This is a genomic window from Neobittarella massiliensis (ex Bilen et al. 2018), assembly GCF_900289145.1.
Taxonomy (GTDB): domain Bacteria; phylum Bacillota; class Clostridia; order Oscillospirales; family Ruminococcaceae; genus Neobittarella; species Neobittarella massiliensis.
Window position 1 is genome coordinate 254,097 of record NZ_OKQO01000007.1, and the last position, 25,010, is coordinate 279,106.

Annotated in this window: 25 protein-coding genes; 4 read left to right on the forward strand and 21 right to left on the reverse strand. The window is 62.5% G+C overall.

The annotated features are described in order from the left end of the window. Positions 1 to 259: 259 nt before the first annotated feature. The 17 genes from C6Y32_RS11630 to C6Y32_RS11710 all read right to left on the reverse strand — a co-directional run bounded on the left by C6Y32_RS11630 (position 260) and on the right by C6Y32_RS11710 (position 16,891). A complete protein-coding gene (locus tag C6Y32_RS11630) occupies positions 260 to 2,389 on the reverse strand; it encodes a polyribonucleotide nucleotidyltransferase (protein WP_105205424.1) in 2,130 nt (709 codons plus the stop codon). A gap of 358 nt (positions 2,390 to 2,747) precedes the next feature. Continuing rightward, positions 2,748 to 3,014, reverse strand: a complete 267-nt coding sequence (rpsO, locus tag C6Y32_RS11635; RefSeq protein WP_105205425.1) for a 30S ribosomal protein S15 — start codon at positions 3,012 to 3,014, stop codon at positions 2,748 to 2,750. Between the two features lie 190 nt (positions 3,015 to 3,204). Further along, positions 3,205 to 4,128, reverse strand: a complete 924-nt coding sequence (locus tag C6Y32_RS11640; protein ID WP_164998251.1) for a bifunctional riboflavin kinase/FAD synthetase — start codon at positions 4,126 to 4,128, stop codon at positions 3,205 to 3,207. Continuing rightward, the gene (gene truB, locus C6Y32_RS11645) at positions 4,122 to 5,012 is read right to left on the reverse strand and encodes a tRNA pseudouridine(55) synthase TruB (RefSeq protein WP_105205427.1); all 891 of its coding nucleotides are present in this window, start codon (positions 5,010 to 5,012) and stop codon (positions 4,122 to 4,124) included. The genes C6Y32_RS11640 and truB overlap by 7 nt, the downstream gene beginning before the upstream one ends. After that, positions 5,009 to 5,965, reverse strand: a complete 957-nt coding sequence (locus C6Y32_RS11650) for a DHH family phosphoesterase (RefSeq protein WP_105205428.1) — start codon at positions 5,963 to 5,965, stop codon at positions 5,009 to 5,011. Before C6Y32_RS11650 ends, truB begins: the two co-directional genes overlap by 4 nt. Before the next feature lie 108 nt (positions 5,966 to 6,073). Beyond that, positions 6,074 to 6,448: a 30S ribosome-binding factor RbfA gene (gene rbfA, locus C6Y32_RS11655; protein WP_105205429.1), complete on the reverse strand. Its 375-nt coding sequence runs from the start codon at positions 6,446 to 6,448 to the stop codon at positions 6,074 to 6,076. 294 nt (positions 6,449 to 6,742) lie between these two features. Beyond that, complete coding sequence (gene infB, locus C6Y32_RS11660) at positions 6,743 to 9,058, reverse strand: translation initiation factor IF-2 (protein WP_105205430.1); 2,316 nt, start codon at positions 9,056 to 9,058, stop codon at positions 6,743 to 6,745. Between the two features lie 13 nt (positions 9,059 to 9,071). Then, a complete protein-coding gene (locus C6Y32_RS11665; protein WP_105205431.1) occupies positions 9,072 to 9,383 on the reverse strand; it encodes a L7Ae/L30e/S12e/Gadd45 family ribosomal protein in 312 nt (103 codons plus the stop codon). After that, a complete protein-coding gene (rnpM, locus tag C6Y32_RS11670) occupies positions 9,373 to 9,645 on the reverse strand; it encodes an RNase P modulator RnpM (protein WP_105205432.1) in 273 nt (90 codons plus the stop codon). Before rnpM ends, C6Y32_RS11665 begins: the two co-directional genes overlap by 11 nt. A 79-nt stretch (positions 9,646 to 9,724) precedes the next feature. After that, the gene (gene nusA / locus C6Y32_RS11675) at positions 9,725 to 10,783 is read right to left on the reverse strand and encodes a transcription termination factor NusA (RefSeq protein ID WP_105205433.1); all 1,059 of its coding nucleotides are present in this window, start codon (positions 10,781 to 10,783) and stop codon (positions 9,725 to 9,727) included. 4 nt (positions 10,784 to 10,787) lie between these two features. Then, a complete protein-coding gene (locus C6Y32_RS11680) occupies positions 10,788 to 11,282 on the reverse strand; it encodes a ribosome maturation factor RimP (protein ID WP_105205434.1) in 495 nt (164 codons plus the stop codon). A gap of 153 nt (positions 11,283 to 11,435) precedes the next feature. Further along, positions 11,436 to 11,978, reverse strand: a complete 543-nt coding sequence (locus tag C6Y32_RS11685) for a stage V sporulation T C-terminal domain-containing protein (protein WP_105205435.1) — start codon at positions 11,976 to 11,978, stop codon at positions 11,436 to 11,438. Positions 11,979 to 12,217: 239 nt separating this feature from the next. Continuing rightward, positions 12,218 to 13,159 carry a nucleoside hydrolase gene (locus C6Y32_RS11690; RefSeq protein WP_164998252.1) on the reverse strand — a complete coding sequence of 314 codons (942 nt, stop codon included), beginning with the start codon at positions 13,157 to 13,159 and terminating at the stop codon, positions 12,218 to 12,220. Positions 13,160 to 13,247: 88 nt separating this feature from the next. Next, the gene (locus C6Y32_RS11695) at positions 13,248 to 14,357 is read right to left on the reverse strand and encodes a putative glycoside hydrolase (protein ID WP_164998253.1); all 1,110 of its coding nucleotides are present in this window, start codon (positions 14,355 to 14,357) and stop codon (positions 13,248 to 13,250) included. A 276-nt stretch (positions 14,358 to 14,633) separates the two neighbouring features. Continuing rightward, positions 14,634 to 15,242, reverse strand: a complete 609-nt coding sequence (locus C6Y32_RS11700) for an Rnf-Nqr domain containing protein (RefSeq protein WP_105205438.1) — start codon at positions 15,240 to 15,242, stop codon at positions 14,634 to 14,636. A gap of 3 nt (positions 15,243 to 15,245) precedes the next feature. Continuing rightward, a complete protein-coding gene (locus C6Y32_RS11705; RefSeq protein WP_105205439.1) occupies positions 15,246 to 15,923 on the reverse strand; it encodes an Rnf-Nqr domain containing protein in 678 nt (225 codons plus the stop codon). 20 nt (positions 15,924 to 15,943) lie between these two features. After that, complete coding sequence (locus C6Y32_RS11710) at positions 15,944 to 16,891, reverse strand: RnfABCDGE type electron transport complex subunit D (protein WP_105205440.1); 948 nt, start codon at positions 16,889 to 16,891, stop codon at positions 15,944 to 15,946. Positions 16,892 to 17,011: 120 nt separating this feature from the next. Here C6Y32_RS11710 and C6Y32_RS11715 point away from each other — a divergent pair, with 120 nt between their 5' ends. Continuing rightward, complete coding sequence (locus C6Y32_RS11715; RefSeq protein WP_105205441.1) at positions 17,012 to 17,563, forward strand: adaptor protein MecA; 552 nt, start codon at positions 17,012 to 17,014, stop codon at positions 17,561 to 17,563. Between the two features lie 93 nt (positions 17,564 to 17,656). On the opposite strand, the gene rpe is transcribed toward C6Y32_RS11715, so the two are convergent. Then, entirely contained in the window at positions 17,657 to 18,319 is a 663-nt protein-coding gene (gene rpe, locus C6Y32_RS11720; protein WP_105205442.1) for a ribulose-phosphate 3-epimerase, read from the reverse strand. Positions 18,320 to 18,583: 264 nt separating this feature from the next. Between rpe and C6Y32_RS11725 the strand changes: the two genes are divergently transcribed. Continuing rightward, positions 18,584 to 19,711, forward strand: a complete 1,128-nt coding sequence (locus tag C6Y32_RS11725) for an aldo/keto reductase (RefSeq protein WP_207204832.1) — start codon at positions 18,584 to 18,586, stop codon at positions 19,709 to 19,711. A 200-nt stretch (positions 19,712 to 19,911) separates the two neighbouring features. Beyond that, positions 19,912 to 20,442 (forward strand): GNAT family N-acetyltransferase, encoded by a 531-nt coding sequence (locus C6Y32_RS11730; RefSeq protein WP_105205443.1) that lies wholly within the window; start codon positions 19,912 to 19,914, stop codon positions 20,440 to 20,442. 259 nt (positions 20,443 to 20,701) lie between these two features. On the opposite strand, the gene C6Y32_RS11735 is transcribed toward C6Y32_RS11730, so the two are convergent. Further along, complete coding sequence (locus C6Y32_RS11735) at positions 20,702 to 21,556, reverse strand: nucleoside hydrolase (RefSeq protein WP_105205444.1); 855 nt, start codon at positions 21,554 to 21,556, stop codon at positions 20,702 to 20,704. A 14-nt stretch (positions 21,557 to 21,570) separates the two neighbouring features. Then, positions 21,571 to 22,518, reverse strand: a complete 948-nt coding sequence (locus C6Y32_RS11740) for a nucleoside hydrolase (RefSeq protein WP_105205445.1) — start codon at positions 22,516 to 22,518, stop codon at positions 21,571 to 21,573. Between the two features lie 125 nt (positions 22,519 to 22,643). Here C6Y32_RS11740 and C6Y32_RS11745 point away from each other — a divergent pair, with 125 nt between their 5' ends. Continuing rightward, complete coding sequence (locus C6Y32_RS11745) at positions 22,644 to 23,255, forward strand: Crp/Fnr family transcriptional regulator (RefSeq protein WP_105205446.1); 612 nt, start codon at positions 22,644 to 22,646, stop codon at positions 23,253 to 23,255. 351 nt (positions 23,256 to 23,606) lie between these two features. On the opposite strand, the gene C6Y32_RS11750 is transcribed toward C6Y32_RS11745, so the two are convergent. Continuing rightward, positions 23,607 to 24,737 (reverse strand): S1C family serine protease, encoded by a 1,131-nt coding sequence (locus C6Y32_RS11750; RefSeq protein WP_164998254.1) that lies wholly within the window; start codon positions 24,735 to 24,737, stop codon positions 23,607 to 23,609. Positions 24,738 to 25,010: the final 273 nt, after the last annotated feature.

The following is a 25,010-nucleotide window of genomic DNA, read 5'->3' on the forward strand; positions in this document are numbered from 1 at the left end:
ACAGAGAGCAGCGGCGGCGGGACCGGTGAGGTCTGCGCCTTTGCCGATCTTTTATTGGCGCCGGATGCAGACGACATGCACAAGGCGGCGCTGCCAAAGCTGTTTTTTACTATGTGGTGCACGGGGGAGCCGGTCTGCGGTACGGGGGCCGCCTTTCGCGGGCCAGCCGGGGAGAGCGGCCTAAAAAAGAGCCTGGCAACGGCGGCCGGACGGCGCGCTGTTACCGGGCTCTTCTACCGATGTTTTTTAGGGGCAGTGGCTATTCCTGCGGCTGCTCTTTGGCCTTTTTTGCCTTCTCGATCTCGTCGAGGGCCTCTTTGCGGGAGAGATTGATGCGGCCCTGGCGGTCTATCTCGATGACCTTGACCACCACCACGTCGCCGGGGTTCACCACGTCCTCCACCTTTTCGACCCGCTGGCGGTCGAGCTGGGAGATATGGACCAGCCCCTCTTTGCCGGGGGCGATCTCGACGAAGGCGCCGAAGTTCATGAGGCGGGTGACCACACCTTTGTACAGCGCGCCCACCTCGGGGTCGGAGACGATGGTCTTGATGATGGTGATGGCGCGGTTGCAGCCCTCGAGGTCCACGCCGGAGACGTACACGCTGCCGTCGTCCTCGATATCGATCTTGACGCCGCACTCGGCGGTGATCTTTTGAATGACTTTGCCGCCGGAGCCGATGACTTCGCGGATCTTGTCGGGGTGGATGTGGATGGTGAGCATTTTGGGGGCGTACTGGGAGACCTGCTCTCTGGGGACGGCGATAGCCTTAGCCATCACCTCGTCGAGGATGTAGAGCCGGGCTCTGCGGGTCTTTTCAAAGGCCTCGGCAATGATGTCGTAGGTGAGGCCGTCGTTTTTGATATCGACCTGGATGGCGGTGATGCCTTTATGGGTACCGCCTACTTTGAAGTCCATATCGCCGAAAAAGTCCTCCAGCCCCTGGATATCGACCATGGTCAGGTGGCGGTCCCCCTCGGTCACCAGGCCGCAGGAGATGCCCGCTACTGGGGTGCGGATGGGCACGCCGGCGGCCATGAGCGCCAGCGTGGAGCCGCAGATGGCCCCCTGCGAGGTGGAGCCGTTGGAGGAGAGCACCTCGCTGACGACGCGGATGGCGTAGGGGAACTCGTCCCGGCTGGGCAGCACCGGCACCAGCGCCTTTTCGGCCAGCGCGCCGTGGCCGATCTCGCGGCGGCCGGGGCCACGGCTGGGCCGAGTCTCGCCCACCGAGTAGCTGGGGAAGTTGTACTGGTGCATGTAGGGCTTAAATTCCTGACTATCGATGCCGTCGAGCTTTTGCTGCTCGGAGATGGGGCCCAGGGTGACGACAGAGAGCACCTGGGTCTGGCCGCGGGTGAACATACCGCTGCCGTGGACCCGGGGCAACAGGTCGACCTCGGCGGCCAGCGGGCGGATCTCGTCGATGGTGCGGCCGTCGACCCGCTTGCCTTCATCCAGCAGCCAGCGGCGCACGATGGTCTTTTGCAGCTTGTAGATGCAGTCGTCCAGCAGCTTGCCCTGCTCGGGATACTGCTCGTCGAGCTGGGCGTGTACCCGCTCGTACACCGGGCCCAGCGCCTTGTCGCGGATGCGCTTGTCGTCGGTATCCAGCGCCACCCGCAGCTCGTCCTCGACCAGCGCGCGCACCTGCTCGTACATCTTTTCGGGCAGGGCCTGGGACTCGAACGGCAGCTTTTCCTTGCCGATCTTCTGCTGGATATCCAGAATAAAGTCGACCATGCGCTGGATCTCGGCGTGGGCGGCTTTGATACAGTCGAGCATGATGTCGTCGTCGATCTCGTTGGCGCCGGCCTCGATCATGACCACTTTTTCTCTGGTGCCGGCCACTGTGAGGTGCAGGTCGGAGGCGTTTTGCTGCTGCTCGCTGGGGTTTAGGATCATCTGCCCGTCGACCAGGCCCACCATGGCGCCGGCAATGGGGCCGTTCCAGGGGATATCGGAGATGGACAGGGCCACAGAGGCGCCCAGCATGCCGGCTATCTCGGGCGAGCAGTCGGGATCGACCGACATGACGGTCATGACGACCGAGACGTCGTTGCGCATGTCTTTGGGGAACAGCGGGCGCAGCGGCCGGTCGACCATGCGGCAGGCCAGGATCGCCTTGTCGGAGGGGCGGCCCTCACGCTTTAAAAAGGAACCGGGGATCTTGCCCACCGAGTAGAGCTTTTCCTCGAAATCGACCGACAGGGGAAAAAAGTCGATCCCGTCGCGGGGCTTGACCGACATGGTGGCGTTGCAGAGCACCGAGGTCTCGCCGTAGCGGACCATACAGGAGCCGTTGGAGAGGCCACACATTTTGCCGGTCTCTATCTGCAGGGGCTTGCCGGCGAAGGTGGTCTTGAACACGCTGTAGTTATCGAACATCTGGCTTCCTCCGTTTTCCGGGAGCGGCCGATATTTTAGCGGCAGAGCCTACACCAGACCGGCTGATGCACGCTTTACTGCTAAAACGATAGGCCTTTTCTCCCCTATTTTTGTCATTTTACCTATATAATTCAGATTATACGAGAAAACCAGAGCCGTGTAAAGAACTGTCCTTTTTTTCGTGAATGTGTGGAGAACCCCGCTTATTTTTTGTACAGAACACAAAACAGAAGATTTCCCGAGAAATAGCCGGCGGCAGCTCGCCCCGGGCGAAAGCGGTGCGGCGGGGCGAAAGCGGCGCGAAAAAAGATATAAAAAAGGGCCGGACGCATGCGTCCAGCCCTTTTTGGCAGTGTGCTTATTTGCGGATGCCCAGCTTTTTGATGATGGCGCGGTACCGCTCGATATCGGTCTTGATCAGGTAGTTGAGCAGGTTGCGGCGCTTACCGACCATCTTTAGCAGGCCGCGTCTGGAGTGGTGGTCGTGGCTGTGCTCTTTCAGGTGCTCGTTGAGATGGTTGATGCGGGCGGTGAGGATGGCGATCTGTACCTCCGGCGAGCCGGTGTCTTTCTCGTGTACGCGGTTCTCCTCGATGATCTGGGTCTTGTTCTCTTTGATGTTCATGCTTTTCACCTCATATAAAATTCGCATTGCCGCTGGCGTAGTATTGGGCTGGTGAAGCGCCCAAAGCGGCTGTATCACCGCAGGGCTTGCCCCCAAAACCAGGCGCAGGGCCGTACAAGCTGTATTATACCACAGAAAAGTGCGGCAAGTAAAGTACTTTTTACCGGGCGGCGGCTGCCGATCGGGGCGGTCAGGGCTGCCGGCCCGCAAAGGTGCGGCGGGCGGTCTGCACGTCTTTTTGCACCTGATCGTAGAGCGCCTGCACCGAGGAAAACTTCTGCTCGGGGCGCAAAAAGTCGAGCAGCTCGACGGTGGCCGGCTGGCCGTACAGGTCGCCGGAAAAGCCGAGGATATTGGTCTCGGCCAGCGGCAGCGCGCTGCCCACGGTGGGTTTTACCCCCACATTGGTGATGCCCCAGTAGCGGCCGCCGAGCAGATAGACCCGCGACAGGTAGACCCCAAAGCGGGGCAGCACCATCTGCGGGTCGATGGGCAGATTGATGGTGGGGAACTGCATGGTGCGGCCCAGCTGGTTGCCGCGCTGCACGGTGCCCTGCACCTGATAGGGGTGGCCGAGCATCTGCGCCGCCCGGCTTACCTGGCCGGCGGCGATGAGCCGGCGGATGCTGGTGGAGCTGATCTCCTCGCCGCCCAGGCGCACCTCGCCCACCACCGACAGCTCGACGCCCATCTCGGCGCAGAGCGCGCCCAGCGTATCGACATTGCCGGCGCCGTTTTTGCCGAAGTGAAAGTCGAAACCGCAGCAGACCCGGCGCGCCTGCAGCTGCTGGCAGAGCACCTGCTGCACGAACCGGCGGGGACTCATGCCGCGAAACTCGGAAAAGTCGGGGGTGAGCACCAGCTGCACCCCCAGCTGCTGGAGCAGCTGGTGCTTGCGCTGCTCGGTGATGATGCGGCCCTGGCCGGACTTTTTGCTGCCGTCGCCGCCCTGTACGGTAAAGGTAAACACCGCCGGGCGCAGCGCCTGACCGGCACCGGATACCGCCCGGCTGATGACCGCGGCGTGCCCCAGATGGATGCCGTCGAAAAAGCCCAGCGCTACCGAGGTTGGCTGCAGGCTGCAAAATTGCAGAGTCGTGGCGATCTCTAACACGGTGCACCTCCCAAAAACAGGCGCAGCACCTTGAGCTGGCCCTCCTGTAACTGTGCGACGCCCAAAAAGCCCTGCGGCCCGTATATCCGCATGGGGCCGGGGACCGGGTCTGTCAGCTGGTCGGCCCGCAGGCGCACCCCGTTGCAAAACAGCCGCGCGTGAAAGGCGCTGAGGGTGCAGGCCGGATAGGGCAAAAACACCCGCTCCACCGGCAGAGCCAGCTGGCAGAGCTGCTGTTTTTGCGCCTCGGCCTGGGTGAGGGTAATACAGTCTTTGAGGGTGAAGCCAGCCGAGCGGGTGCGCTGCAAAGCGGTCATGGTGGCGCCGCAGCCCAGCGCCCGGCCCAGGTCGTCGATCAGGGTGCGTATGTAGGTGCCTTTGGAGCAGAGCACCCGCAGGTGATAGCTGTTTGGCTCTGGGCCCTGACCGGTGAGCTCCAGCTCGTGGATGGTGACCGGGCGGGACTTGCGCGCGACCTCGACCCCCTGCCGGGCCAGATCGTACAGGCGGTGGCCGTCTACCTTGACCGCCGAGTACATGGGCGGCACCTGGCGGATGTGGCCGCGAAAGGCGGCGAGGGCCTCTTTGACCCGGGCGGGGCCGACGGTGACCGGGCTGCGGCTCAACACGGTGCCGGTGCGGTCGAGGGTGTCGGTGGTGTAGCCCAGACAAAAGGTGGCCAGGTATTCTTTTTGATCGTCGCAGACCATGTCGCAGGCGCGGGTGGCGCTGCCCAAAAACAGCGGCAGCACACCGGTGGCCATGGGGTCGAGGGTGCCGCCGTGGCCGATCTTTTTTTGGCCGGCGATGCCCCGCATTTTGGCCACCACGTCAAAGGAGGTAAAGCCCTCCGGTTTGTCGATACAGAGTATACCATTGATCATAGCGGTTTTAAAAAGTCCTTTACCAGTGTGAGCAGTTGCTCTTTGACTTGTTTTAGCGTGCCGGTGAGCTGGCAGCCGGAGGCGCGGATGTGGCCGCCGCCCCCCAGCTGCCGGCACAGTGCGCAGGCGTCGACATAGGTGCTGGTGCGCACCGACACCTTGTACACCCCGGCCTCTTTCTCCTTGATGGTGATGCCCACCTCTACCCCCTCTATCTGCCGGGGCAGGGCGGTGAGGCCGTCGAGGTCGCTCTGTTCGATGCGGCTGTCGGCCATGTCCTGCAGGGTGATGACCGCCAGCGCACAGCGGTCGTCGAAATAGAATTCCAGCGACTGCATCAGCCGGTTCTCGGCCATGATGCGGGCGCGGGAACGGGTGTCGAATACCTCCCGCCCGATGGTGCCGTTGTCGGCCCCCCACTCCACCAGTTTGGCGGCGGTGTAAAAAGTCTGGGCGGTGGTGTTTGCGTAGCGAAAACAGCCGGTGTCGGTAGCCAGGCCACAGTAGAGACAGTTGGCGATGTGGCTGCTGGGGGCCACGCCCATCTGCTCCAGCACGGCAAAGATCACCTGGGCGGCGGCAGCGGCGGTATCGTCGAGACAGAGCGCCGCCGCATAGCCGGTGTTGGAGACGTGGTGATCGATGCACAGGTCCACCTTGTCGCCGTATGCCCCTTCCAGCCGACCCATGAGCTTTTTGTCGGCGATATCTACCGCCACGATGAACCGAGGCTCGAACTTCTCGTCGCGGTAGCCGCGCAGCATAAAGCGGAACTTGCCCGATATCTCGTCGGGGCAGAGCACCCGCGCGCGTTTGCCCAAACTCTTTAGCCCAAAATACAGGCCGTAGCCGCTGCCCAGGGTATCGCCGTCAGGGCTGTGGTGGCACAAGATCAAAATATCGTCGTGGCTAAGCAGCATATCCGCCGCCTGTTTTACAGTCACTCTCTCCATGGCTTGTCCTCTTTTCCTGTGGGCGGCCGCCGGTGCCGGGGCCCCCAAACAGAGCAGTCCCGGCCGCGGCCTGCCAAGTGCAGCACCTCCCAGGCCGGGACAGCAGTGTTATTCCGGCTGGCTGTTGCCGCCGGGATGGCTTTCGTGTAGATCGTCGAGCATTTTGAAGATGTGGGTGGAGTGCTCGATAGAGTCGTCGGCGACGAAGCGGAACTCCGGCGCCCGGCGCAGCTTGAGCCGGTGGGTGATCTCGCGCCGGATGAGGCCAGCGGCGCTGCGAAAGCCCTCCACCGCCTCGGCCGCGCTGTCTTTGCCCTCCAGCGAGCTGACATACACCGTGGCGTAGGACAGATCGCTGGTGACATCCACCTTGACGATGCTGATGAGACCCTGCTTGATGCGGGGGTCTTTGAGCCGGCGCATCACGTCTACCAGCTCTTTTTTCACGTCTTCAGAAATGCGATTGACTCGATAAGAAGGCATGTTTTTTCCTCCTGCGCTCTCGCTTTTCTATTTAGTGTACCCGTTTGCCGCCCACCTGTGCGGGCGGCGGGGATGGTAATATTTGTGCTGTACGAGCCGGTCGCTCGGGGTCGCGGCCGCGCTATTAGACCTCTACCCACGTTTTGGACAGATAGAGCCGACCTGTTCGCCGCTCGGCGAACTCCTATCAGGCCGCTTTCGCGGCCTGGAGGGAGATTTCAAAGAGAGGGGGGACGGAGGAGGGCGGCAGCCCGTGCGATCGGCCCCTCTCTTTTGATGGGTAAAACATTTGTTTTAATCGCGATACTCTTCCAAAATATACGCCTCGAAGAAGTCTCCCTCTTTGATGTCGTTAAACTTGTTGAGGCTCATGCCGCACTCGTAGCCCTGAGCCACCTCTTTGACGTCGTCTTTGAAGCGCTTGAGGGAGGCCAGCTCGTCGTCGGCGATGATGATGCCGTCGCGGACGATGCGGATCTTGGCGTTGCGGGCGATCTTGCCCTCGGTGACGTAGCAGCCGGCCACGGCGCCCACATTGGAGATGCGGTACACCTGGCGCACCTCGGCCCGGCCCAGATCGACTTCGCGGATCTTGGGGGCCAGCATGCCTTTCATGGCCGACTTGATCTCTTCGATGGCATCGTAGATGACCCGGTACAGCCGCATATCTACGCCGGACTCCTCGACTTTTTTCTTGACCAGCGCGTCGGGGCGGACGTTAAAGCCAACCACCACGGCGCCGGTAGTCTCGGCCAGCATGATATCGGACTCGGTGGGAGCGCCCACGGCACCGTGGATGACCCGCACCCGCACCTCGTCGCCGGAGAGCTTCTCCAGCGACTGCTTGACCGCCTCGACCGAGCCCTGTACGTCGGCCTTGACGATGATGGGCAGCTCTTTGACCTCGCCCTCCTCGATCTGGCTGAAGAGGTTCTCGAGGGTGACTTTTTTGTAGGAGTTGAACACTTCCTGTTTCTGCTGGTACTTTCTCTTCTCGACCAGCTCGCGGGCCAGTTTCTCGTTCTCGACGGCGCTCCAGTCGTCGCCGGCGGCAGGCACTTCGGCCAGGCCGGTGATCTCGACGGGGGTGGAGGGGCCGGCCTCTTCGAGGGCGTTGCCGCGCTCGTCGGTCATGGCGCGCACGCGGCCCACGGCAGTGCCGGCGATGAGCACATCGCCTTTGTGCAGGGTGCCGTTTTGCACCAACAGCGTGGCCACCGGGCCGCGGCCCTTATCGAGCTTGGCCTCGATGACGGCGCCTTTGGCCATGCGGCCCGGGTTTGCCTTGAGCTCTTTTACGTCGGCGGTGAGCATCACCATCTCCAGCAGGGTGTCGATGCCCTGATGGGTGGCGGCCGATACCGGCACGCAGATCACGTCGCCGCCCCACTCCTCGGGCACCAGCTCGTACTCGGTGAGCTCCTGCATGACCCGGTCGGGATTGGCGGCGGGCTTATCCATCTTGTTGATGGCCACGATGATGGAGACGCCGGCCGCCTTGGCGTGGTTGATGGCCTCGACAGTCTGAGGCATGATGCCGTCGTCGGCGGCCACCACCAGAATGGCGATATCGGTCATCAGGGCGCCGCGGGCGCGCATGGCGGTGAACGCCTCGTGGCCCGGGGTGTCGAGGAAGGTGATCTCGCGGCCGTCTACCTTTACCTTGTAGGCGCCGATGTGCTGGGTGATGCCGCCGGCCTCGCTGGCGGTGACTTCGCTCTGGCGGATGGCGTCGAGCAGGCTGGTCTTGCCGTGGTCGACGTGGCCCATGACCACCACTACCGGCGGACGGGTGACCAGATCCTCGTCTTTGTCCTCTTCCTCGGTGAACAGGCGCTCCTCCAGCGTGACCACCACTTCTTTTTCCACCACGGCGCCCAGCTCGGTACCGGCCAGATAGGCGGTATCGTAGTCGATGACGTCGCTGATGGAGGCCATGATGCCCAGGGGCATTAGCTTTTTGATGACCTCGGTGGCGGTGACCTTTAAGCGGGAAGCCAGCTCCCCTACGGTGATCTCCTCGGGGACGGTGATCTTGAGGGGCTGCTTTTTGACCTTGGCCATGCGCAGCCGCTGCAGGCGCTGGGCCTCGGTCTCCACCTTTTTGCCGCCTCTAAAGCGGCCGCCGCGGCCCGGGCGCCGGCCAAATTTCTGCTTGCCGGCGGTGGGGTTTTTGGTCTTGGGGGTGGAGGGGGCGATCTGCTCGTAGCGCTGGTTGAATTTGTCGAGGTTCACATCGACGGTGCGGGTCTCGACGTGGCGCAGTTTTTTGGCCTCTTTGGCGATCTCCTCGGCCTGCTTGGCGGCTTTGGGGTCCTCTTTTACCGGCAGGGTGACCGTCTGCAGCTTCTCGGCCGGTTTTTGCTTTTTGGCCTTGGCGATCTTTTTGGGGTTTTTGGGCGGCTGGGGCCGCTTCTCTAAGTAGCTGTCGAGATTGGGCGCCTGGTTTTGCGCGGTGAGTTTTTCAAAGACGTAGTTGAGCTGGTCGTCGTCGAGCACCGTCATATGCTTTTTGGAGAGGTCTACCCCGCGGTCCTTGAGCAGGTCCATAATATCTTTGCTGGGCAGATCCATATCCTTGGCGATCTCATGTATTCTATGTTTTATCATATACACAGTCCTCCTATTGGTCACAGGCTAAAAGTTTTTGTAGGCCGCTGGCAAATCCGTCGTCACAGACGCACAGCACCGCGTATTCCCGGTGCAGTTTCGAGGCGATATCCCGCCGGGACAGGCCGGTGTGCCGGAGGGGCACCCCGGCGCGCTGGCAGTAGTATGCCGCCTCTTTCGCCGTTTTTTCCGACGCGTCGCACGCCAGCAGGCAGAGTTTACCCTCACCCTGTAAAACCGACGTCTTGACACTGTCAAAGCCGTAAGACAGCTTGCCCGCCCGACGGCACAGCGAGAGCATGCTGAGTACCTTTTCACTCTCCATGGGCAGCCATCTCCTGAAGCAGAGATTCGTACACCTCGGGGGATATCTGCGCCGAAAGCGCCTTTTCCAGCCGTCTGGCCTTCTGGGCTTTTTTCAGGCAGTCGGGGCAGGGGCACAGATAGGCCCCCCGCCCCGGCTTTTTGCCGGTGGCGTCCAGAGAGATCTCGCCCTCTTTGTTGCGGACCACCCGCAAAAGCTCCCGCTTATCCTTTTGTGTACCGCAGCCGATACACATGCGCTGCGGTATGTGTTTTTTCACCAACGTGTAAAAACCTCCCCCTCATGGTGTACGCTGTATGATCAAGGGGCGCCGCCGGCCCTGCCGGCAGGCCCCGTTTATGCTATTCCTCTTCGCCGTAAAAGCCGCTCTCGGGCCGGATATCGATCTTCCAGCCGGTGAGTTTGGCGGCCAGGCGGGCGTTTTGGCCCTTGTTGCCGATGGCCAGCGAGAGCTGCCCATCGGGCACCGACACCCGGCAGGTGTGCAGTTCGGGGTCGAGGATCTCGACGCCCACCACAGTGGCTGGGCTCAGCGCCTCGGAGATAAAGGCCACCGGGTCTTCGGACCAGCGGACGATATCGATCTTCTCGCCGGCCAGCTCGTCGACGATGGCGGCCACGCGGGCACCTTTGGGGCCGATGCAGGCGCCGACCGGGTCGACGTCCTCGTTTTTGGACCACACGGCGATCTTGGTGCGGCTGCCCGCCTCGCGGGAGACGGCCTTGATCTCGACGGTGCCGTCGTAGATCTCGGGCACCTCCATCTCGAACAGGCGCTTGACCAGGCCGGGATGGGTGCGGGAGATCATGATCTTGGGGCCGCGGTCGGTGGCCAGCACATCGACGATGTACACCTTGACCCGGTCGCCTTCGCGCAGCTCTTCGCCCTCGACCTGCTCGGACTTGATGAGCACCGCCTCGGCTTTGCCCAGATCGACGGTGACGAAGCCCTTGACCGGGTCGACCCGCTGCACCGTGGCGGTGACGATCTCGTGCGCCTTGGACTGCATGTCGCGCACCATCATGCCGCGCTCGGCCTCGCGGATGCCCTGACGGATGACGTGCTTGGCCGTTTGGGCGGCGATGCGCCCGAATTCTTTGGTCTTGAGCTTCATGTGGACCACGTCGCCCAGCTTGGCGTTTTTGTCGTAGGTGAGCGCCTGGTCGAGGAGCACCTCGGTCTCGGGGTCTTCGACCACCTCCACCGCCGTTTTGACCAGGTACACCTCGAACTTGCAGGTGGCGGGGTCGAGCTCCACCAGCACGTTGTCCTCGCCGGCGTCGTAATCCTTTTTGACGGCGATGACGATGGCGTTTTTGATCTTATCCAGCAGGTAGTCGGCGCTGATGCCTTTCTCTTTCTCCAAGAGCGCCAGGGCCTCAAAAAATTCGGTGTTCATCTTTCTAGTTTCCTCCCATTTCCAGTTGCTCTATGTCCACAGCCTGTACCCGCACCGCCTGAGCCAGGTCCACGGTGACCTGGCCGGCCTCTGTCTGCAGGGAGATACTGTTTCCCTCTTTTTGTAAAAGCTGGCCCTCCAACTCTTTTTTGCCGTCTTGCGGGCGGATGAGCAGCACCCGCACCGGCTTGCCGATATAGGCGGCAAAGTGGGCCTCGCGGTGCAGCACCCGCTCGATACCGGGGGAGCTGACCTCTAAGTAATAGCTGTCGGGGATGGGGTCTTTTTCGTCGAGCACCTTGCTGAGCGCGCGGCTGACCTTTTCGCAGTCGTCGATATCCACGGCCGGGTCTCTGTCGATGATGACCCGCAAAAACCAGTCTGAGCCCTCTTTTATATAGAGTACGTCCCACAGCTGCACGCCGCACTGCTCGCAGATGGGCTGGGCCAGCTGGGTGACCAGAGCGGCGGTGTTGCCGCCTTTTGATCTCTTTGCCAATACATTGCCCTCCATAAAAACGAAAGAGCGGGAAACCCCACTCTTTCGACCATCCTTTATTCTACCGTAACTAGTTTAGCATACCAGCCGGCCAAATGCAAGCCATTTTGGCGCTAAATCCCGCTTATTTGGCCGATCTGCGCCCCTTTTTCCCTACCCCTCGATCTGCTTGCCCAGGAATGAGGCGGCGGCGATGACCAGCTTGCTCTCGGCTTCGCCGGCGACGTCCTGCTCGTCGGAGCAGAGCATCAGCACGCAGCCCACCACGTCGCCGGCGCTGATGATGGGGGCGGCCACACAGGCGGCGCGGTCGATGCCCTCGATGGGCAGCACTTCCTCGGCGTCGCTGGCGGTGCGGGCGTAGACGCGGCGCTCTTTGCAGAGGTTCTCGGTCCACTCGGTGATCCGGCGGTCGAGCACCTCTTTTTTAGAGATGCCCGCCGCGGCGATGGCGGCGTCGGCGTCGGTGATGACCACCGGCAGGCCGGAGGTCTTGCCCAGCACCTCGGCGTAGGTGGTGGCAAAGGCCGACATCTCCCCCATGGGGGAATATTTTTTAAAGATGACCTCGCCGCCGTTGTCGGTGTAGATCTCCAGTGGGTCCCCTTCGCGGATGCGCAGGGTACGGCGTATCTCTTTGGGGATGACCACCCTGCCCAGGTCATCGATTCTTCTCACTATTCCGGTCGCTTTCATGGCTTTTCCTCCCTATATCGCAAGCATAGTGTGCAAGATTTCTCTACACTATTATTTACAGTACAGGGAAAATTTATGCCGCCTGTCGGCCATATACGGCGGTTTCTTTTAGACGCTGCCAAAATTGTCAAGGGGCGCGGGATCGGAGCGAAAAAACAGATTTGTGCGCGATCTTAAACGATCGACACAGGGCGGCGGAGACGGCAGGGACAGCGGGGTGAGGCGGGGCGCGGCGGGGCTCACTGCTGGGACGCGAGGTAGAACTCTAAAAAGGCCGGCACATCTACCGACTTGGCCAGCAGCACATTGCCGCCGCCGGGCTGGCCGGAAAACGGGTCTCTGTCCTCCACCGTGACGCCACGGGTGTACCGGCCCTGGGTCTCGACCAGGATATGGGTCTTTTCAAAACAAAACAGCTCGAGGCGCAGGGCAGCGGCCACCGCCATACAGTCGTGGGCGCCGCAGGCGGCGCAGTAGCGGCCCTCGCTGTCCCCCGGCGGGGTGCCCCAGCGCGCCAGCATGGGGGCGAAGGTATGTTTTTTCCACAGCCGCACCAGCTCCTGCAGCAGCTCGCCCCCCGGCAGCCGGCGGGCAAACAGCGCGTCTTGCACCGGCTGGCTGATGTCGGTGGCCAGCGTCACCTCCAGCCCCAACTGCAGGATGTCCATGCCGCTTTCGAACACCAGCTGGGCGGCTTCGGGGTCGGAGGTGATGTTGCCCTCGGGGTAGGCGCGGGTGGTCATGCCGCCCATGAGCACCAGCTTACAGCGGCGCATCACCTGCGGGGCGCGCTGCACGGCCAGCGCGATATTGGTGAGGCAGCCCAGCGCCACCACCGTGAGCTGGGGGCAGCGCTCTGCCGCCTGTACCAGCGCTGCCGGCCCGTCGGCGGGCAGCCGGGCGGTGTCAAACGGGGGCTGCAGCGCCCGACACTGGGGCGGCTGCTCGCCGGCGTCTACCCGGCCGGCCAGCGGCTGGGCCGCCCCGGCGTACACCGGCACCCCGGGCGCGCCGCAGGCGGCACACAGCTGACTGGCCAGCTGGGCGCGGCGGGCGGTATTTTTGTACACCGTGCTGACCCCCACCACCCGGGCGCCGGGACAGCGCAGGGCAAAGGCCAGCGCCAGCGCGTCGTCGACGTCGTCGCCGATATCGGTATCGATCCACAGTTGTTTTTGCATCTGCATCTCCTCTGCTGGTCATGCCGCTCGCGGTCGGGAGGCGACAGAAAAAGGCGGCGCGGGAAACACCCGCGCCGCCTTATGTGTGCTAGCTGTTATAAAATTGCCCCTTGGTCTGCTGGGTGATGCTGGTCCCCTGGGGGCCAAAGGCGATGACGCCGGGAATTTTTTGCTGGTAGTAGTCGTAGAGCTTTTGGCTCACCTCTTGCTGGGTGGCGCCGCTGGGCACCGTGTAGTCGCCCAGGACCGTGCCGGTCTCGACGGTATCGAGAGCGGTGTCGAGGTAGAAGCGGTCAGCGGTGAGGGCCTTGTAGTTCACCTCGTTGACGCTGTCCTCGTACAGCCACTGGTTGTCGTAGACCAGGGAGAGGATACCGCCTTTCTCGCCCACGGCAGTCTGCAGCTGCTGGATGAGATCCTGCAGTGCGCTCTGCTTGGTTTGGCTGGCGGAGGTAAAGCCGAAATTCATCATGCTCTGGCTGAGGCCATTGGGGTACACAGCGTCTTTGAGCACGATCTCGCTGACGCCTTTTTCGCAGAGCTCGGTGCACAGCGACTGCAGGTATTGGCGGGTGGACCCGGCATTTGGATTGAGCCAGGGCTTGCCGCCGTTGGCGGCGGTATCGTCGAGCCAGATGTAGCTGCCGTCGCCGTAGAGGATGGCGCTGGACTTATCGTACCCGGCCATGAGCGGATCTTTGAGGGCCGAGAGCACAGCGGCGACCTGGATATCTTTTTCTTTGCAGGCGGCGATGAAAGCGTCCAGGTCCACCGCCTGATCGGAGATGGCCCCGGCAGCCGACGCCTGCTGGTTTTGGCTGCGGTAGTAGAGCATACCGCTGTCGTCTTTGAGCTCGATGAGCACGCGGGTGACGCCGGCATCGGCCAGGCCGGCCACGGTGTCGCTTATCTGCTGGGGGGTGGCCAGCTGGCTGCGGTCGACCGACCGGTAGCTGTCGTCTTTTTTCTCGATTGGTTTTTCGGTGCTGCTGGACGCGGCGCTGGAGGACTTGCTCAGGTCTGGTTTGGAGCCGCTGTACTTGCCGCTGAGAAAGTTGACCACCGGCCCGTAGGCGCAGTAGCCGATAAAGGCCAGCACCGCCAGCCCGGCCACCCACAGCACCACCCGGCGGGCGATGGCCCGGCGGTCGGTGCGGTAGATTTTGTTGTATCGCTTGATCTTATATCGCTTTGCCATCACAGCACCCCTGTTGTCGCTACTACATTTGCGCGGCGGCCGGCAGCGCATCTGCCCGGCCACATCGCAAGCCCCATATCTTCGCTGCCGCCCCGTACCGGCCCGCTGGGCCGGCGGCGGCCAAAATCGCCTTTTGTACCCGCGGCCGGCAAACAGGCCGAAAACAGCCGTTTGCCGGTGCTCGCTCCCCTAGAGTATACACTCTTTGCCGGCGAAAAGGACAGGTTTTTATAAGCTTTTTTAAAAAATTTAAAAAACGTTCACAGGTCGGGCGGGTCAGAAGCTGAGCTGGTAGCCGGTAAAGCCGTAGATGCACAGACTGAGGATGGCGATGTACAGCAGCGTGACCGGCAGCCCCTTGAAGGAGCGGGGCACGCTCCTGTTTTGTATTTTGCGCTGGCCCTCGGCCACATATACGGTGGCCACGGTAAAGCCCAGACCGCTGCCCAGGCAAAAGCCCATGGTCTGCAGCAGGCTGTAGCTCTGGCTGGAAGAGAGCAGCAGCGCGCCCAGCACGGCGCTGTTGAACATGGCCAGGTGCAGATGGGGCCGTATTTTTTGCAGGCGGCGGGCGATGGGCGCCCACTTAATTCTGCCCAACACCACAGATATGACAAAATATACGCCCACCATGCATAAAATAAAGATAAACGGCCGCCACGCATAGGCGTTTTGGAAGTTTTGCAGCGGAAAGCTGACCAGGTAGGTAAATACGCTGGTGATGGTGACCGAGATGGTGGTGAGAGCACCAAAGGTGACCATATTGCCCATATCGTCTACCAGCGCCAGCGCCCGGTCCAGGCCCAGCGCGCGGGAGAAGATGGCATTCTCGGCGAAGATGGCCACCACGGCGTATACCAGAAAGTTGGCGGTAAAGCCTGCCATGTGCTACTCCTCCTCCTTTTTATTGATCCAGTGGCGAAAGCTGTTGTTGCAGTAGCGGAAGCCCGCCGCAGCCAAGCCGATGACGAAAAAGCCGAAAAAAGGCATGGCTACCGCCTCGGACACGGGGGGAAAACCGGTGTTTTTGCCCCACAGTGTGCCGTAGGCCAGCAGCTCGCGCAGGGCGCCCAAAAGGCAGATGAGCAGCGTGAAGCCCAGGCCGGTGCAGAGCATGTCTAAAAATCGGCCGCCCCTGATCCCCAGCTCGATATACAGGTCGCATTTGGTGAGGATGAGCGAATCGACGATGAGGATGGGCAGATACAGCCCCACGTTGGTGGAGATAAAGGGGAAAAACTGGGTGAGCAGTATGGACACCGGCACGAACAGCACCGCCGCCAGCAGCGCCGAGACGATGGTGCGATACACCTCGTCGAGTTTTTTGCACAGCCAGCTGACCAGCAGCACCGTGGGCAGCACGATGAGGAAAAAGCCCACCGACAAGATCCAGGCCGCCTTGAGCGACTGGGTGGCGACGATGGCCGGGGCGATGGCCAGCCCCTGCATGAGCACCGGGTGTTTGGAAAAGAGGCCGGAAAAGCGGTCGAGCTTATCCTGCCGGGCACCGATATACTGGCGCACCCGCTCTTTTCTGGCGCGCATTTTGCGCAGTAATTTTTTCATGGGTCCTCCTCCTTTGGCGGCTATACCCTGGTCTGGTAGTAGCGGCCCTGGGCCAGCGTCACCTTGCGGTCGATAAAGGCGGCCACGGCGTTGACGGCGATGGCGGCAAAACACGCCCCCATGGGGTAGGCGCCGTAGTAGCGAAACAGCATGGTGACCACCCCGAACAGCGCCCCATAAATGAGTTTAGAGATATTCTTTTTGGGGGCGGTGACCGGGTCGCCGACTAAAAACAGCGCGCAGAACACTATCGAGCCGGAGAACACCTCGATAAACAGCGAATCGAGCCGGGTGGTGTGGATGCGGGGAAAGAAGTAGGCCACCGCCGACACGGCGCAGAGGAAAGACACCGGCAGCTGCCAGGAGATGCGCTTTCTCACCAGCAGCAGCACCGCCGAGGAGAGCACCACCACCACGCTGACGCCGCACAGCGGGCCGGCATAGTTGCCGACGATCAGCTCGATCTTTTCTAAAAAGGGCATGCCGCCGACCTTGAGCGACTCGAGCGGCGAGGTGGTGAGCACCAGATCGTCGCCCAGAATGAGCGGAACCTGGGTAAAGGGCTGCGGGTAGCGGTAGAGCACGGTGGGCCAAAACAGCGACAGAAAGGCCACCGATACGGCGGCGGGATTAAAGATGTTGTTGCCGTAGCCGCCAAAGGCGTTTTTGGCGATGACCACCGCCACGAAAGACCCCACCACCGCCATCCAGTAGGGGGCGCTGGCGGGCATGAACATGGTCATGATGGCCGCGCTCACCCAGGAGGAGATGTCGTGGAAATCGAAGGGCTCCTGGCGCAGCTTGGCGCAAAAGGCATCGAACAGCCAGGCCGACAGCACCGCCACTGCGCAGAGCAGCAGCGGCCGGGGCCCGTACATCAGCACCGCCATGACCCACAGTGGGACCATGGCCAGCAGTACGTCACGGGACTGGGAGAACCGCCCGTAGACCGGCGAACTCTTATTCATAGTAAAAAGGCTCCATTTCTCGCCGCCGGCTGGCGGCCGTTCTACATACCCGCTGCGCGCCGGCCCTGTGACCGGGGACCGGGGGCGGGCAAAACATCGCGGGATGCGGAGGGAAAAGCGTTGAACATCAAGCTCATCGACCAGAACAGACTCAAGATATGCCTGAAGACCGAAGAGGTGGGGCAGATGCGGCTGGACATCGCCAATCTAAAGATCGACGACACCGCCACCAAGGCGGCCATGGTGCGGCTGCTGGGGCAGGCCAAGAGCGCCACCGGTTTCTCCTCCTCACTGGAGGAGCTGTTTATTGAGGTGTACCCGCACCCCGAGGGGTGCGACCTGTACTTTACCAGCTTTACCCCCGGCAGACCCCAGGCGCCGCGGGCCCAGGTGTTTGAATTTGACACTTTGGCCCACTGCACCCAGGCCTGTATGCAGCTGTTCTGCCGCTTTTCGCACCGCATTTTTAAAAGCGGGCTATACAGCCAGGAGGGGCGTTACCGGCTGTGCCTGCACCCGCTGTGCGGCGATGACCCGGTGTTTTCGCCCCTACTGGGGGAGTACGGCCGCTGGGTGGGCACCGGCGACATCTCTTTGGCTATGACCCAGGAGCATTGGCGCTGCATAGAGGCAGAAGACGCGCTGGAAAAGATCGTGTACTACCTGGGATAGAGGCGCCGCACCACAAGCGTGCAGGCGGGGCAGCGGCTGACCCTTTGGGTGATAGCCGCCGCCCCGCCTGCCGTTTTTTGCAGTGGAGCAGCCTTACAGGGCTGCCTGGGCGGCCTGACGCAGCTGGGGTACCGCGGCGATGGGGTCGGGCGCGCCGAAGATGGCCGAGCCGGCCACCAGCACATTGGCGCCGGCAGCCGCCACCAGCGGAGCGGTGGCACTGTCGATACCGCCGTCTACCTGGATGTCGATATCCCGGCCCAGCGCATTTGCCCGCTCGCGGATGGCGCTTATTTTGGGCAGCATGTCGGCCATGAATTTCTGGCCGCCAAAGCCGGGCTCGACGGTCATGACCAGGACCATATCGAGCTGGTCGAGATAGGGCAGCACCGCCTCGGCCGGGGTGCCGGGTTTTACCGACAGCGCGGCCTTGATGCCGTGGCTCTTTATCTTGTCGATGGTCGCCTGCACATCGCTGTCGCTCTCGACGTGGAAGGTGATCAGGTCGCTGCCGGCGGCGGCGAAGTCGTCGATGTAGCGCAGCGGGTCGGAGATCATGAGGTGCACGTCGAAAAACAGGTCGTTTTTAGGGCGCAGGCACTTGACGATGGGGGCGCCCAGGGTGAGGTTGGGCACGAAGTGGCCGTCCATCACGTCGATGTGCAGCATATCGACCCCGGCCGTTTTCATTTTGGCGCATTCGCTCTCGAGATTGGCAAAGTCACAGGACAAAATAGAGGGAGAGATCTTGATCATGAAAAGTTCCCCTTTCTGGCAGCAGAGCGGGCCGACTGGGCCCGCTGAAAACTCATAAATACTCAATTTATATTTTAGTACATCGGCAAAAAATAGTCAATTTTATGGGAGTCTTTGCTTTTCATTTTGTAGCTTATGTGGTATTTTTATAGAGAGAGAAGCGCTATTTATGGGGAGAAACCCCAAAGGGGCCCACTCCCCTTTGGGCGGGCGGCGGTACCGCCGCCGCACCCGCGCCCCACGACAGGAGGAGGGAACCACTCTATGAACCGCAGAGAGCTTACCGGGCTGGGCATTTCCACACCGCTTTTGGGCTTTGGCACCATGCGCCTGCCCCAGGATGAAAACAAGGTCATCGACCAGGCCCACGTGCAGAAGATGGTGGACCTGGCCATGGAAAAAGGGGTCAATTACTTTGACACCGCCTACCCCTACCACGAGGGCAAGTCGGAGGTGTCGGTGGGGCTGGCCCTGCAGAAATACCCCCGCGACAGCTACCTACTGGTGGATAAACTGCCCATGTGGGAGGTAAAGGAAAAGGCCGATATGGAGCGCATTTTTAACACCCAGCTGGAGCGCTGCCAGACCGATTACTTCGATATTTACCTGCTGCACTCGATGGACGCCTCGTCGTTTGCCAAGGCGGTGGAATTTGGCGCCTATGATTTTGTGCGCCAAAAGCAGCGTGAGGGCAAGGTGCGGTTCGTGGGTTTTTCGTTCCACGACGCGCCGGACGTGCTGCAGCACATCGTCGACACCTACACCTGGGATATCGCCCAGATCCAGCTCAACTACATAGATTGGGAGATGCAGCACGCCGACTTGCAGTACCAGATCCTCACCGACGCCGGCATCCCCATCATTGTGATGGAGCCTGTTCGCGGCGGATTTTTGGCCAACCTGCCCGACGCGGCCCTGGCGCCGCTGCAGGAGGCGCGGCCCGACAAGTCGGCGGCCAGCTGGGCGCTGCGATGGGTGGCCGGCCACGAGAACGTGAAGGTGATACTCAGCGGTATGGGCTCGGTGGAGATGATGGCCGACAACATCGACACGCTGGGCGACTTTGTGCCGCTGGACGGCGCCGAGCAGGCGGCGCTGAAGCGGGCCGTTGCGGCGCTGGAGGCCATCCACGCGGTGCCCTGTACCGGCTGCCGGTACTGTATGGACTGCCCCTTTGGGGTGGATATTCCCCGCATCTTTGCCATCTATAACGACTACAAAAAGCACCAGAACCAGTTTATCTGCAAGACCAGCTACCTAAAAGACACCCCGCCCGAGCACCGGGCCGACCAGTGTAAGCGGTGCGGCAAATGTATGGATCACTGCCCGCAGCACATCCGCATCCCCGACCAGCTGGCCGAGATCCACCAGGAGATCCTGGCGATGCCCTAGACAGCATGAGAGCACACAGGGGAGCCGCAGCGCGCGGCTCCCCTGTTTTTTTGTTTGCGGAGCCGACCGGTAGAGCGTGCCTTGCCCCACTGTGCAGAGCGCGGCGGCGCCCGGTATCAAAAGAGGATTTTACGCGCCGGCGCAGCTGCGGTATAATAGCCGGTGTACCGTTAAAAGAGCGAGAGATAGGAGTTTTGCCAATGGCTGAGATCAGAAAAGGGACCGGGGCGGACATAGCCCAAATCGCCGAGATCTACGCGCACATTTTGACACAGGAGGAGTGCGGGAGAGCGGCGATCGGCTGGATACGGGGCGTTTACCCCACCGAGCAGACCGCGCGGGAGGCGCTGCAGGCCGGGGAGCTGTTTGTGATGGAGGAGGACGGCGCCGTTGTTGCGGCGGCGCGGATCAACCAGACCCAGATGCCGGCCTACCGAGACGCCCCCTGGAGGTACCGGGACGTGGACGACGCTCAGATCATGGTGCTGCATACGCTGGTGGTGGAGCCGGCGTGTGCCGGTAAGGGCTATGGGAGCGCCTTTGTGCGGTTTTATGAACAGTACGCGCGGGAGCACCACTGCCCGTACCTGCGCATGGACACCAACGCCAGGAACACGGCGGCGCGAAAGCTGTATGCGCGCCTGGGGTATTGGGAGGCGGGCATCGTCCCCTGTGCGTTCAACGGCATACCCGACATAGAGCTGGTGTGCCTGGAGAAGGTACTGCGGTGACCACCTGAGAACGGCAGGCCCGCTGCGGCGCGGTGGCGGCTGATCTGCCGGGCCGGAGAGACTGGTACCGCGGCGGCGAAAAGAGCGCCGGCACGATGTGCCGGCGCTCTCTTTGTTGTGCGCTCCCAGCAGTACAGGGAGGATGCTACGGGCTGTGTTTTTGGTACTGTAGCCAAAAATGGGGACTGCGCACCGCTTATTGCCCACCTCCCCCACCCGCTACTGGAGCGGGCGGCCCCGACCGGACCGCGCGCAACCTTTACTGTGCCGCGCCCAGGACTTTTAACAGCTTTGGGGCGTTGAGCGACTGGGCCCAGAGCATATCGAAGCACTGGTCGAAGTTGGCCTTTTCGTGCAGCAGCAGACGGCCGCGGCAGGGGCCGGGCAGCACCTCTACCTCGGCGTGAAAGCGCTGCCAGGTGGCAGTCTCGGGGTGCAGGTACGCGGCGGCGGCGATGGCTTTGGCAAGATCGATGGGGTCGGGGGTGGTGTAGTCGAGCCAGTCGCGGTGTTTTTGCTGCGGTGCGGGCAGATCCAGCGCCCGGCTGATACCGGCCAGATCGGCGGCGGTAAAGCCGGCCTCTATCACCGGGTCAAGACCGATGAACTGGTAGGGGATGTCGCTCTCTAACACGATCTGCGCCGCCAGCGGGTCGGCCCAGAGACCGAACTCGCTGTAGGGGCCGGCATCGCCAAACTTGCGGGCGCCGCCCAGCACGGTGATCTTTTTGATGAGGTGGCGCTGGTCGTGGTACTTTTTGATAAAGATGGCCAGGTTGGTGAGCGGACCGGCGGCCAGCAGCTGGATGTCGCCGCCGGCGGCCAGTGCCGCGCGGTAGATGGCGTCCCAGGCCCAGGTATCTTGCGGCTCCGGGTCTGACCAGGCGGCAAAGCGGTACTCGCCAAACAGGGGGCCGGCGGCGCCCAGATAGACCGGGACGCCGTCTGGGCCGCCCAGACACTGCTGCAGTGCCCGGCGGGCATCCTGCACCGGCTGGCGGCCGTACACGGCGGTGACCGCCTGCAGCTGGTGCTGCTTAGACGCGCGGCACAGGCGCACCACCGCCGGCAGGTCGGGGGTGAGGCCGATATCCAGTAACAGTTTTTCTCTCATGGTCGCTTCTCCTCTCAGGCAAAGTAGCGGGCGGCGCTGAACACCAGCGGCACAAAGCGCCGGCGGTCACAGTCGTAGGCCACATCGGTATTGGGCGGGCAGGCCTGCCGGTCGGACCCGGGGCCGGTGATATGGGTGACCGAACAGCCCCGGGTGCGCTGACCGAACACATCGATCTCGACAAAATAGGGGCGGGTCTTTACGATGGTGGGGTCGATGAGCCAAGCCACCGGCACCGAATCGTGAGGCAGCACCGTGCCAAGGCCCTCGGAGGTGCGGTACATCTTGTAGTAGTCGAACATCTCGGCCATCAGGGTGCCGCCGGTGGTGCCCAGTGCCCGCAGCTGCTCTACTTCTTCCAGCGTGAGCACCGCCTTCCAGGTGACGTCCAGCCCGCACATGAGGATAGGCACCCCTGCCTGGAACACGATGTGGGCGGCGTCGGGATCGTGCCAGAAGTTGAACTCGCTGGCCGGGTCTACGTTGCCCGACGCGGCCGAGCCGCCCATGAGCGCGATGCGGGCCAGCTTGTGTTTTAAGTCGGGGTGGGCCAGCAGTGCCGCGGCCACGTTGGTGAGCGGACCCAGGGCGATGAGGGTCATGGGCGCGTCGCAGCTGCAAGCGGTGCGGTAGATGAAGTCGCAGACATTTTCGTCGAGAGGTGCTTTTTGAGTGGGGCGAAAGACCGGGCCGTCGAGACCGGTGCGGCCGTGCACCGAGACGGCCGGGCGGCAGGGACCGCGAAACGGTTTGGCGATACCGCGCAGCACCGGGATATCGGTGACGCCCAACCGGTCGAACACCTTGAGCATATTGTCGGGCAGGTAGTCGAGCAGGCCGTTGCCCGGCACACAGGTGATGCCGCGGATGTCGAACTTGCCGCTGGCGATGGCCATCATAATGGCGCCCACGTCGTCGTGGCCGGGATCGCAGTCGATGATGACCGGCATTTTTTTACACATGGTGGTTCCTCCTTTTATCGTCGCGTGGTGTTTGTGTTATACTGTATATAAAAGCCGGCACCGCTGCCGCAGCGGTACTAGACCGGATAGCCGACGGGTTGCCGAAAGCGCTGGAGGTGGAACTTATGGACCTGATCTTACACATGCCCGACTGGGTGCGCGAAGCTGCCAAAGAGCTGTGCTTTGCCCCTGACCAGCCGCTGTTTATGCCCGGCGACTGCGCCGAGCGGGTGTACTTTTTGCTGCAGGGGCGGGCCGACATCTGGTGTATGTCGCCCCAGGGGCAGCGGGTGCAGCTGCAGCAGCGGGGGCCGGGCAGCTGTGTAGGCGAGATGGAGGCATTGACCGGACACACGCTGGTCAATGCCGTAACGGCGGTGACCAACTGCCGCTGTTTGGCGCTGCCGGCCGACACCTTTTTGCAGTGGGCGCGCGCGGACGCCGACCTGGCGTGGCAGCTTATGCGGTACCTGGCCCACACGGCGCTGGAATTTGGGGCTTTTGCCGCGGTGGGCATTTCCGGCCAGCTGGCGCAGAAGGTGGCCTACCTGCTGCTGTACAGCCCCGACGGGCAGCAGACCCGGGCCCAGCTGCTGGCGCGCACCGGCGCCTCGGGCCGCAATTTGAACCGGGTGCTGCGCCGCCTGCAGCAGCTGGGCTGTATCAGTGCCGGCGGTACGGTGGTGCGGGTGTGCGACAGAGAGACCCTGTTTTCAGTATACTGCAGCGACCGCTAGGCCCGCCAAGGACAGCTGTCCGCACAGTTTGGGGCGGCGGGCGGCAGGCAGCTGCGGCCCCGGGATGCCGGGCAGCAAAAAAGCGCACCGGAGAGCGGCAGGAGCCGCTTTTCGGTGCGCTGGGTGGTGTGTGCGGCCCCGCGGGGGGCGCGCGCCGGCACACACCTCTATATAAACGGGTACCGGCATGCGCGGGACCCAACACCGCATACTATGCCGGGGCGGGCAGGCGGGTACAAAAGAGCGGGGCGCCGATGGTGGGCGCCCCGCTCTTTTTGCCGGCCGGACCCCAAAAAGGCCGCCGGTACTGCTATTTTTTACAGGTGGTGCACGACAGAGATTTTCTGCCCGCTAGGAGGCGGAGCTGGCGCCGGTATCCTCCTGCAGCTCCACGACCACCTCGAAGGTCTTGTCGGCCCCGCTCTGCGATTTGCGGTAGATGGTCATTTTGATCTTGTCGCCGGGCTTTTGGCCCTTGAGCTGGTTTTGCAGGTCGTCGAAGCTGGTGATATCGGTGCCGTTTACTTTGGTGATGACGTCGCCGACCTGTACGCCCACGCCGTCCATGCTGCCGCCGGGATTGATCTGCTTGATATACAGGCCCTGGGGCAGATCGTTTATTTTGGCCAGCGTCTCGTTGATCTCGGTGACGCTGATGCCCAGCTTGACCCGGTCTTTGACGTAGCCGTTTTGCATGAGGCTGTCGATGATGGGTTTGGCGTCGTTGATGGCGATGGCAAAACCGATCCCCTCATAGTCGGTGGCGGCGATCTTGGAGGAGTTGATGCCAACCACCTGGCCGTACATGTTGGCCAGCGCGCCGCCGGAGTTGCCGGGGTTGATGGCGGCGTCGGTCTGGATGCAATTCATGGAGTAGGCGCCGGAGGTGCTGGCGATCTGCCGGTTGATAGCCGAGACATAGCCGTAGGTGACACTGCCGGCCAGCGTGGGGCCGCCCGGGTTGCCCACGGCGGCCACCTGCTCGCCCACCTCCATCTGGTCGGAGTTGCCCAGCTCGGCGGGGGTGAGATTTTTGGCCTCGATCTTGACTACGGCCAGGTCGGTCTTGGCGTCGGTGCCGATGACGGTGCCGCTGTAGTCCTCGCCGTTGTTGAGGGTGACGGTGACGCCGATGGCGCCCGAGACCACATGGGCGTTGGTGACGATATAGCCGTCTTCAGAGATGATGATGCCCGAGCCGTAGCTGGAGGCCTCGACTGTGCCGGCCTGGTTATAGGTGGCGATGCCCACCACCGAGGGCTTTAATTTGGCGGCCACCTGCTCGGTAGTCAGCTTTTCGCCGGCGGCGGGCAGCGCACTGCCGGAAGAGCCGCTGTCGGGCTTGTCGTTGATGCTGACCCCGCCGCTGGACGAGGCCCTGCTGGAGGTGCCGTCTTCTCCCACGGTGCCTTTGTAGATGTAGCCGGCGCCGATGATGATGCCCGCCAGCGCCACCACACAGCACAGGATGGCGCCGAACACCACCACGCCTTTTCCCTTACGGCGGGGCGGGGTGGGCTGGGGCGCCGACCCGGGGGCGCCCTGCGCGGACTGCCCGGGATCGAAAGAGAAGGGGCGGGCGCCCGGCTCTTTTACACCCCTTGAGGGGGATAAGAGAGAGGACCCGGACCACATCCAGCCGGGGGGGATAAGGGAGCACCCCCCCCCCCGGGGGGCCGGGGCGCCCCCGGCGCTCGCGGGCCCCCCCCCCGCCCTGCCGCCCCCCGCGCGCCGCCCCCCCCCGCACGCGCCCGC

Excerpts from the sequence above, each read along its gene's own strand:
- C6Y32_RS11725 (WP_207204832.1), top strand. The coding sequence starts at position 18,584 with ATGAACCGCAGAGAGCTTACCGGGCTGGGCATTTCCACACCGCTTTTG.
- rpsO (WP_105205425.1), bottom strand. The coding sequence starts at position 3,014 with ATGAACATCAAAGAGAACAAGACCCAGATCATCGAGGAGAACCGCGTA.
- C6Y32_RS11745 (WP_105205446.1), top strand. The coding sequence starts at position 22,644 with ATGGACCTGATCTTACACATGCCCGACTGGGTGCGCGAAGCTGCCAAA.
- C6Y32_RS11710 (WP_105205440.1), bottom strand. The coding sequence starts at position 16,891 with ATGAATAAGAGTTCGCCGGTCTACGGGCGGTTCTCCCAGTCCCGTGAC.
- C6Y32_RS11690 (WP_164998252.1), bottom strand. The coding sequence starts at position 13,159 with ATGCAAAAACAACTGTGGATCGATACCGATATCGGCGACGACGTCGAC.
- rpe (WP_105205442.1), bottom strand. The coding sequence starts at position 18,319 with ATGATCAAGATCTCTCCCTCTATTTTGTCCTGTGACTTTGCCAATCTC.
- infB (WP_105205430.1), bottom strand. The coding sequence starts at position 9,058 with ATGATAAAACATAGAATACATGAGATCGCCAAGGATATGGATCTGCCC.
- C6Y32_RS11740 (WP_105205445.1), bottom strand. The coding sequence starts at position 22,518 with ATGTGTAAAAAAATGCCGGTCATCATCGACTGCGATCCCGGCCACGAC.
- C6Y32_RS11700 (WP_105205438.1), bottom strand. The coding sequence starts at position 15,242 with ATGGCAGGCTTTACCGCCAACTTTCTGGTATACGCCGTGGTGGCCATC.
- C6Y32_RS11630 (WP_105205424.1), bottom strand. The coding sequence starts at position 2,389 with ATGTTCGATAACTACAGCGTGTTCAAGACCACCTTCGCCGGCAAGCCC.
- C6Y32_RS11735 (WP_105205444.1), bottom strand. The coding sequence starts at position 21,556 with ATGAGAGAAAAACTGTTACTGGATATCGGCCTCACCCCCGACCTGCCG.
- C6Y32_RS11685 (WP_105205435.1), bottom strand. The coding sequence starts at position 11,978 with ATGAAAGCGACCGGAATAGTGAGAAGAATCGATGACCTGGGCAGGGTG.
- rbfA (WP_105205429.1), bottom strand. The coding sequence starts at position 6,448 with ATGCCTTCTTATCGAGTCAATCGCATTTCTGAAGACGTGAAAAAAGAG.
- nusA (WP_105205433.1), bottom strand. The coding sequence starts at position 10,783 with ATGAACACCGAATTTTTTGAGGCCCTGGCGCTCTTGGAGAAAGAGAAA.
- C6Y32_RS11665 (WP_105205431.1), bottom strand. The coding sequence starts at position 9,383 with ATGGAGAGTGAAAAGGTACTCAGCATGCTCTCGCTGTGCCGTCGGGCG.
- C6Y32_RS11730 (WP_105205443.1), top strand. The coding sequence starts at position 19,912 with ATGGCTGAGATCAGAAAAGGGACCGGGGCGGACATAGCCCAAATCGCC.
- C6Y32_RS11650 (WP_105205428.1), bottom strand. The coding sequence starts at position 5,965 with ATGGAGAGAGTGACTGTAAAACAGGCGGCGGATATGCTGCTTAGCCAC.
- C6Y32_RS11695 (WP_164998253.1), bottom strand. The coding sequence starts at position 14,357 with ATGGCAAAGCGATATAAGATCAAGCGATACAACAAAATCTACCGCACC.
- C6Y32_RS11705 (WP_105205439.1), bottom strand. The coding sequence starts at position 15,923 with ATGAAAAAATTACTGCGCAAAATGCGCGCCAGAAAAGAGCGGGTGCGC.
- truB (WP_105205427.1), bottom strand. The coding sequence starts at position 5,012 with ATGATCAATGGTATACTCTGTATCGACAAACCGGAGGGCTTTACCTCC.